Origin of the sequence: Gordonia aurantiaca, assembly GCF_039939235.1 — a bacterium.
Classification (GTDB): Bacteria; Actinomycetota; Actinomycetes; order Mycobacteriales; family Mycobacteriaceae; genus Gordonia.
This window is the reverse complement of the sequence record NZ_JBDUUF010000020.1, coordinates 20,073-27,654: the sequence shown is the minus strand read 5'-3', so window position 1 is coordinate 27,654 and position 7,582 is coordinate 20,073. Positions and strand designations below refer to the sequence as shown.

General features: G+C 61.4%; 7 protein-coding genes and 2 pseudogenes. 2 read left to right on the top strand and 7 right to left on the bottom strand.

Annotation, left to right across the window (positions count from 1 at the left end; all coding sequences use genetic code 11):
• Both ABFT43_RS22130 and ABFT43_RS22125 read left to right on the top strand, forming a co-directional pair.
• Positions 1 to 453 (top strand): annotated as a pseudogene (locus ABFT43_RS22130) (IS30 family transposase); the annotation flags it as partial.
• 7 nt (positions 454 to 460) lie between these two features.
• Positions 461 to 748: pseudogene (locus tag ABFT43_RS22125) on the top strand (IS3 family transposase); the annotation flags it as partial.
• Positions 749 to 942: 194 nt separating this feature from the next.
• On the opposite strand, the gene ABFT43_RS22120 reads toward ABFT43_RS22125, so the two are convergent.
• The 7 genes from ABFT43_RS22120 to ABFT43_RS22090 are packed head-to-tail and all read right to left on the bottom strand — an operon-like array spanning position 943 to position 7,577.
• On the bottom strand, positions 943 to 1,857 hold the full coding sequence (locus tag ABFT43_RS22120) for a hypothetical protein (RefSeq protein ID WP_347962403.1): 915 nt from the start codon (positions 1,855 to 1,857) through the stop codon (positions 943 to 945).
• Between the two features lie 15 nt (positions 1,858 to 1,872).
• Positions 1,873 to 2,523: a hypothetical protein gene (locus tag ABFT43_RS22115; protein WP_347962402.1), complete on the bottom strand. Its 651-nt coding sequence runs from the start codon at positions 2,521 to 2,523 to the stop codon at positions 1,873 to 1,875.
• A 39-nt stretch (positions 2,524 to 2,562) separates the two neighbouring features.
• Positions 2,563 to 3,519, bottom strand: a complete 957-nt coding sequence (locus tag ABFT43_RS22110) for an MlaD family protein (protein ID WP_347962401.1) — start codon at positions 3,517 to 3,519, stop codon at positions 2,563 to 2,565.
• Positions 3,516 to 4,499 carry an MlaD family protein gene (locus ABFT43_RS22105; RefSeq protein ID WP_347962400.1) on the bottom strand — a complete coding sequence of 328 codons (984 nt, stop codon included), beginning with the start codon at positions 4,497 to 4,499 and terminating at the stop codon, positions 3,516 to 3,518. The genes ABFT43_RS22110 and ABFT43_RS22105 overlap by 4 nt, the downstream gene beginning before the upstream one ends.
• 20 nt (positions 4,500 to 4,519) lie before the next feature.
• Entirely contained in the window at positions 4,520 to 5,551 is a 1,032-nt protein-coding gene (locus tag ABFT43_RS22100) for an MlaD family protein (RefSeq protein WP_347962399.1), read from the bottom strand.
• Positions 5,552 to 5,595: 44 nt separating this feature from the next.
• Positions 5,596 to 6,591: an MlaD family protein gene (locus ABFT43_RS22095; RefSeq protein WP_347962398.1), complete on the bottom strand. Its 996-nt coding sequence runs from the start codon at positions 6,589 to 6,591 to the stop codon at positions 5,596 to 5,598.
• A complete protein-coding gene (locus ABFT43_RS22090) occupies positions 6,579 to 7,577 on the bottom strand; it encodes an MlaD family protein (RefSeq protein WP_347962397.1) in 999 nt (332 codons plus the stop codon). The genes ABFT43_RS22095 and ABFT43_RS22090 overlap by 13 nt, the downstream gene beginning before the upstream one ends.
• Positions 7,578 to 7,582 lie beyond the last annotated feature (5 nt).

Here is a 7,582-nt window from a genome sequence, read left to right as displayed (position 1 = left end):
GCTCGTCCATCTCCCGCGGGAAGAGGGCTATCGGCACAAGGAGACGCCGAAGAACGGGCCGGCGTTGGCCGGCTATGGCGCGATCACGATGAAGAATGCTCTCGCCAACACGATGTCGGCGCTCCGGCGCAGCTGGCGCGCTCGTTGACCTGGGACCGCGGCAAGGAGATGTCCGCTCACACGCAGTTCCGCGTCGAAACCGGCATCCCGGTGTTCTTCGCCGATCCGCAGTCGCCCTGGCAGCGCGGCACGAACGAGAACACCAACGGGCTGCTGCGTCAGTACTTCCCGAAGGGCACCGACCTGTCCCGCTGGAGCGCCGAAGACATCGAAGCCGTCGCATTCGCGCTGAACACGCGCCCTCGGAAGTCGCTCGGATGGATGACTCCCGCTGAGGCCTTCAACGAGCAGCTATTGTTGCTCCAACAAGCCGGTGTTGCATCGACTGGTTGAGCCCGGTCAATTCCGATCGCGAAAATTCGTACACGCCTTGAACACTCATGGCCTAGCAGGGTCGATGGGCAAAGTCGGAGCGTGCGGGGACAACGCGGCGATGGAGAGTTTCTTCGCACTCCTGCAACGCAACGTCCTCGACCGCCAACGCTGGGACACCCGTGAACAGCTGAGGATCGCGATCGTCACCTGGATCGAACGGACCTACCACCGCCGGCGCCGCCAAGCCCGCCTCGGCCGGTTGACGCCCGTCGAGTTCGAAGCAATGATCAACACCGCCGCTACCGCGCCATGACACCCAAACTGTCACCTATCCGTGCAGCAGTCCCCTGCGTGGGTCCGAGGGGTGCTTCAGTGCTCACGCGAGGAGTTACTCGACCGCGCATCGGCGTTGCTCGTCGCTGCCGGAAGTGAATATTCCTGATCTCGGTGTCCCGCCTGCCTCCGTCATGCGTAGAGGCAGGCGGACAGGCGAGTGTGTGCCCGGTATCAGACCAGCGCGTCGACAAGGCGCGCTTGACGCCCGGAAGATCGCGGGTTCGACCGGTCACCGGTGTCGCGACGACATTCCTGATAGTGCTTCGTAAGCGTGACGATGCCGATGTTCATCGCGACGATCAGGATGAGTAGTCCGGCCACGGCCACGTAATTCACGATTGTCGGGTAATCCGAGTGAAGCGCGAGGTACAGCGGCCAGCCCGTGGCCGCGAACATCATCGGCAGTGAGAACACCGGGATGAAGAAAGCGGTGGCGAGCCTCTTCCATCCCTTCAGGGGAAAGGCCAGCGCGAAGAGCAGGAAACCACCAGCCAGTGGAACGGATGCCATCGCAGCGACACCACCGAAGTAGTTCAGCGGCGCTTCGCCGTAGTACCGCCATCCGTGGATGAAATGGTTCACGATCTCGACGACGACAACCGACGAGACGTCGACGATGGAGATCGTGTAGAGGACTTTGGCCGACCATCCGGCCTGCATACCGCGGGCGATCACGTACGGCAGCACGCCGACCCAGGCGATGTACCCGATTACCAGGAACAGGGGAATCTCCCGGTCGAATGCGGAGAAGGCGATGATCGCGTTGTCCGCGTACACGATCTTCCCGAGAACGTCGAAGATCGGTTCGTTCAGTGCACACACCATCGCACTCACAACGCAGACGAGCGGGAGGAGATCACGTCGACGGTATGACCAGTACGCGGCCGCTGACGCCGAAGCCAGAGCCGTCACGCCGAAGAACGTGAGCATCACCCACGAGGGTAGCGGCGACACCAGGGTGGGCGGCGCTTCGATGGCCATGTGTACGGAATTCGCATGAAACAGGTTGGATGACATCGAGTTCGTCTTTCCTTGGGTCAGACTTCCCGGGGGGGTGAACGGTGTGGTCAGGCATCCGGTCCACAAGTTGGTGACTCGAGCCTATTTGTGGCCGAGCATGGCGCCGATCCCCCCGACATCGGTGATCAACCAGCCGTTGTCGCCGTCGATCGTGACCGAGTACGTCGCGGTGGACTGCACCCCTTCCGGAGCCTGGGTGTTCTTCGTCAGCACGCTGACGAAGCAGTCCACGACATACTTCCCACCGTCGACAGAACGGACCGTGGCGTCGATCGGAGTCGACGTCGAAGTCCACTGCAAAGGCGCAGTGATCTGTTCCATGGACGTCGCTGCCTGAGTCAGCCTATCGGCCAGCTCCGGGGAAGTGCCCTTGGTGAGGCGCTCTTTCCACTCGGCGGTGTTCTTGAAGTCCATGGCCGCGGCCCCGACGGCGTAATCCATGGCGACCTGCTCCGCCCGCGCCTCATTCGCTTCGCGGGTGTGCACCGCGTCGAGCTCGTTGCTCTTGGCCACCAGCATCCAGGCGGTCGCCATCAATGCGATCACTAGTCCGAGGATCAGGACCGAAAGTGCAAGTGTCCTGACGCTCACGGAACGGCCGGCGATGCCACGGCCCCGTGTCGGCGCCGTCTCATGACTGAGCGCTTGCACCTTACCGTCCTCCGGCTTCGACGTCGCTGGCTCAGTCACCACAGCGGTATCTTCCGTGTCCTTCACTTCGGTCGCGTTCATGTCTGGATCCTTCTGTGCGTCGGGGTTTTCTGGCATGGCTCACTTCCCTCTCGGACTGACCTCGACGCTCAGCGCACCACCGACCGCGGTGGCGGTCATCGCCCTGTCGAGAAGCGTTCCGAGATTGATGCTGCGGAGCGACTGGGCACTTGACTGGGCAGCAGGCAGGAGGTCGACGGCGAGGATCTTGATGTCCATCGCAGATCGGTCGAGGAACGCCTGGATGTTGCTCAACAGCGGCCCGGTCCCGAAAGCCAACGCATCAGGCAGAGGAGCGAAGTGGGTGAACGACACGGCCGCAGACATGACGTCGTCGAATCCTTTGCCGAACGATGCCATGTGCGGAGCAGCGCCTCCCAGACCCGGAGGTATGAATCCGCTGTCGAGCAACATGGTTTGGGCATTCGTCAACACTTGATTCAACGACCCACTGGTGTCCTGCATCATCGCGGCGGTGATGATGCCGGCCCGTTCTATCGTCGCGATCGTTCTCGACCCCTCGGGCAACCCGCGATCGATTTCAGCGAAGATTGACTGAATCTTCTTCTCGTCCACCTGGTTCAAGAGGTTCGTGAAGCGTTGCGACAGCTCCTTGATCGTCGCCGGGACAACGACTCGGGACGGATCGATATGTTCCCCGTCGGCGAGGTAGGGTCCGCTCTCTACCACCGGCGACACCGACACATATGTCTCGCCGAGGGCGGAAAGATTGTCGACCCGGAAGTCGGACCTGGTCGGAATCTGGACATCGTTCTCGTACTCGAGATCGACTCTGACGCCTTCCGCGTTCGGCCTGAGTGCCGTGACTCGTCCGATATCGGAGCCTCGCAACAGAATTCGCGAACCTACCACGAGACCATTGCTGTCACCGATCGTCATCGACGCGGTCTTCTTGTCGTCGAGCTCCAACGGCAGGCCGAGACTGCTCATGTAGACGAGAGAAATTGCCGAGATTGCCAGCATGGCTGCCAGCGAGACCACGGTACGCGCGCTCACCGAATCGCTCCGAGCATGCGCATGAGGTTCTCCACATCAGCGAGCCGACGCTCTCCGTTGGCCTCAACAGTGGTGACATTTACGGACGGCCGTTCCAGGAACGGCACGATCGTGCGGCGGAGAAACGCACCGACCTTCTGGGAATCGGACAGCACATCCGTCCCGGTGTTTCGAACCGCGGCGATCGCACCGTCCACAGAGTTCAGCATCGGCACCAGCCACACACCACCTGAGAATATGCTGCCAATCGACGGCAGCAGTGTCCCGATGTACCTGATCACCTGATTGGACAACCGGTCCCACAGCAATAGACCGTTCGGGCTCAGCATGGCCGTGATCTTCTCCTCCCTACGATTTAGGGCGACCGCTGTGTTGTCCATCCCTTCGAGCAGGCGATCGATCTGCTCCGTTCGCCGCGCCATGTCCTCCAGGTCAGTCGCGACGGTCGAGGCGAGATTCCGAAGGTCCTTGAGGTTCGGCATCACCGAGTTGATCTTCGAGATGGACGTCTGAAGCTTCTGGATGTTTCCGCCGTTGACGAAGTTCGCGAGAAGTGCGAGCGTGTCCTCGAGCTGCGGTGGCGAATTCGTTTGGCTTTCAGGGATGGTTCCACCAGGAGACAGTTCGTCTGCCGTATCCGAACCCGATCGTTCGATGGCCACGTAGGTGTCACCGAGCAGCGTGTCCTGGCGAATCGTCGCCGTGGCCGAAGACGGTATACGTGTCCCGGAATCGATGTTCACCGTGACCGAGACCGCCCTGTCGGTCAGATCCACGTCATCGACCTCACCGATGACCAGGCCATCCATGGTCACATTGGCACCGGTCGGTAAGTTCAATGCGCTCGCGAACTCGATCCGAACCGGATAACCGTTTGAGACCCCCCCGTTCGGAGACGGCAGATCATCGGGTCGCAGCGAACAGGACGTAACGACCATCACCAAGCCCATGATCGCGACTGCGATCGACGTCGACCTCATCCTCACGACTCTCCTCGCCCTCATCGTTCGGCCTGCCCGAGTACGGCATCGAGGACACCGAGATCGCTGATCCGCGCGCGGTTGCCGGCACCCGCACACGAGGTGGGACGGACCGCATTGAGCGACTTGCACAGCGCAGAGGCACTCGGTGTCTTGACCTCGATCCAGGGATGCGCGATGCGAAACTGCCCGGGGTCAGCACGAACCAGGTTCGCGATCGCGGGGAGACCGCCGAGTAGGCGCTTGAGGTCGTCAGATCGTCCGGCGGCAATCCGCAGGCCGATCGACGCGTAGTCAAGACCAGCGTTGATATCGTGGCCGTAGTTGCGCTGTGCATCGTAGAGCACCGCGATCAGCGGTCCCAGTCCGTCGATGAACGTCGCGACACCGTCCCAAAGCCCCGTTACAGCAGCCTCGAGATCTTTCGGCATCACGGCGAGCACGTCCTTGAGCGTGGACCAGTTCTGCAGGGTGGTCGTGCTGAGCGGCGCCATGCTCGTGATGATCGAACCGACATCGGCAACCATCTGGTCCGGATCGGTCATCGCCCCGGACGCGTGGGTCAGCAGCTGGTTGATGTTGTCCCCTTGGCCCTTGAGTGCTTTGTCCAGCTCGGCGACAACGACGTCGATCGACTCTGTGTCGTCCGGGGACAGCGCCTTCAGGAAGTCCGCTGCGGATCCGGTGATCTCCGACAGTGACTTCGGGGTCGAGGTGCGATGGATGGCGATGCATTCCCCAGCGATGAGTTCGGGCCCAGCTTCGTAATTCCCGACCAACTCCAGGCTTCGGTCCGCCAGCACCGACTTCGAACGGATCACGGCCTTGACGTCACGGGGAATTGCCCGATCGACGTCGAGTTCGAAATCCACTCTCACGCGATGCCCCTGGGGTTCAATCCTGGTCACCGTACCGATGCGATATCCCATCTGGGTCACGGGGTTACCGGTGTACAAACCGATCGAGTCCGTGAAATAGGCACACCTGGAGGCATTCTCGTCTGTGGCGGCCCGGACATACGCGACCATCCCGGCAACAAGCGCGACGACCACTGCGAGAACTCCGAACGTGAGTGCTACCAGCCTTCCTCGTCTCATCAGCACGACCTCCCGGGCACAGGGACGCAGACATCGGTCGCAAGGATCACGTCTCCCAGCGCCTGCTGGAGACCTCCCTTGCCGACCAGTTTCTCGAGGGCTCCGCGTACTGCGGTCAACTGGTCGATCACCGGGTTCATCTGGTCCTGCAGTTTCTTGAAGCCGTCTCGGAGGGTGGTGACCGCAGCCAACAACCGGTCTTTGTTGTCGTAGTAGAACCAGGTGACCGGACTTAGGCGCACGACGATCTCACCCAGGCGCGTGTAGGTCTCGTTGAAACCCGCCCAGGTGGCGTGGTAGCGGGCCAGCACCAGTTCGATCTTCTTGATGAGCGCGAAGACGTAGTCACGATTCAGGTTGAACGTCTCGAGGTAGGACTGAGCCAGTTCCAGCGTCGTGGACACCTGCCGCCGCTGCCGGTCCATGATGCCGGCGATCGTGTCGAGCCCGTTGATCATCGACCCGATCGACTTCGTGTTGTCCGTCAGACCGGACGCGATCTCCTCGATGTCCGCGTGCAGGTCGCCGGCCCGTACGGAGTCAGTGATGGGCGGCACTTCCTGAAGAACATCGGCAATCGAATAGGGCACGGATACCCTCGACGTCGGAATCACCGACGTCCCTAGCGGGTCATCGCCTGCGGGCTCGATCGTCGTAAAGTACCCGCCGACAGCCGTGAGCATCCTGACCGTGACGCGGCTTCGATCGCCGACGAACACATCGTCGTCGACTTTTGCGGTCACCGTCACGGAGTTCGGGCCCAGCTCAATGGTGTCGATCTTGCCTACGCTGACGCCAGCGACCCGGACGTCCTGGCCGGTGGAAATCGCGGCCGCGTCTTCGGTCTCGAATCGGATGATCTGCTGTCCCGGGGGCCGCCAGTACACCAGGATGGTGGCCGCCAGCACGACAAGAGTCACCGCCACCGCGACGATGCCGATGGTGCGTTGGTGCTCGGCGATATCCCTGAACCGGAGCTTCTTCAGACCTTGCATACCGTCACCTCAGTCCCGTTCAGCAACATGATCACGTCGGCCGGCAGATCTGCTTTTCCCTTGGAACATGTCCGCCCGCCGGCAACGCTCAGCCCGACGCGTGGAGAACTCGCGACGCTGAGTGCACCTGGAAGCACACGTAGCGCTCTTCCGAACGCCTCGGCCGAGCCGAACGCATCAGCGATCATCTTGTTGAAATCCATCCCCTCTTCGAGTCCGAGGTTTCGCAGAATGTTCGCGACGGGGACGGTGAACTGTGGTCCGAGACTTGCGGTCGAATTGAATTCGTCCAGCACGGAGATGGCCGCATCGACGGGTACCTCGATGGAATGAAGGATCTCGATGATCTCGTCCGACTTCCCGCCGAGGCCATCGGAGATCCGGGCGAGATTGGTCACCAGAGTCGAGATGACCTGCTGGCGGTTCTTGACATGGTCCCCCAGCTTCTGGATGCTGTCGAGCATCGGCTGCAGACCTCGTCCATCGCCCTCGAGAAGAGCCAGAGCATTCTGGCTGATCTCGTTGATCTCGTCCGTGTCAAGGGTCTTCAGCACGGGTTGAAGACCGTTGAACAGTTCGGTGATGTCGAACGAAGGTGTGGTGTTCGGCAGAGTGACGTGGTCAACCGGACGGCCTCCAGGTGTCGTGACCATGTCGATGTAGCGAATGCCGGTGAGGTTCTGGTACTTCACGGCGAGTTTCGTGTTCGTGGTCACGGGATGTTCGCGGTCGGCGGTGAACTGCACCTTCGCCACTGTTCGGTCACCTCGTCGTTCGACGGTGATGCTCTCGACCTTGCCCACCTGGACGCCTCTCACCCGTACGTCACCGTTCGGCCGCAAGCCCGAGACATCGGTGAAGTCAGCGGTGTAGGTCTGTGTGGAGACCTTCACCGGGTTCGTCGCGGCGTTCATGACGAGAACGAAAAGAAGTGTCGAGATAGCTGCCACGACACCCACTTTCGCGAGGGTCTTCACCGAAGACATCGGCA

Coding starts and splice junctions, on each gene's coding strand:
- ABFT43_RS22115 (WP_347962402.1), bottom strand. CDS start 2,523: ATGAACGCGACCGAAGTGAAGGACACGGAAGATACCGCTGTGGTGACT.
- ABFT43_RS22105 (WP_347962400.1), bottom strand. CDS start 4,499: ATGAGGTCGACGTCGATCGCAGTCGCGATCATGGGCTTGGTGATGGTC.
- ABFT43_RS22095 (WP_347962398.1), bottom strand. CDS start 6,591: ATGCAAGGTCTGAAGAAGCTCCGGTTCAGGGATATCGCCGAGCACCAA.
- ABFT43_RS22090 (WP_347962397.1), bottom strand. CDS start 7,577: ATGTCTTCGGTGAAGACCCTCGCGAAAGTGGGTGTCGTGGCAGCTATC.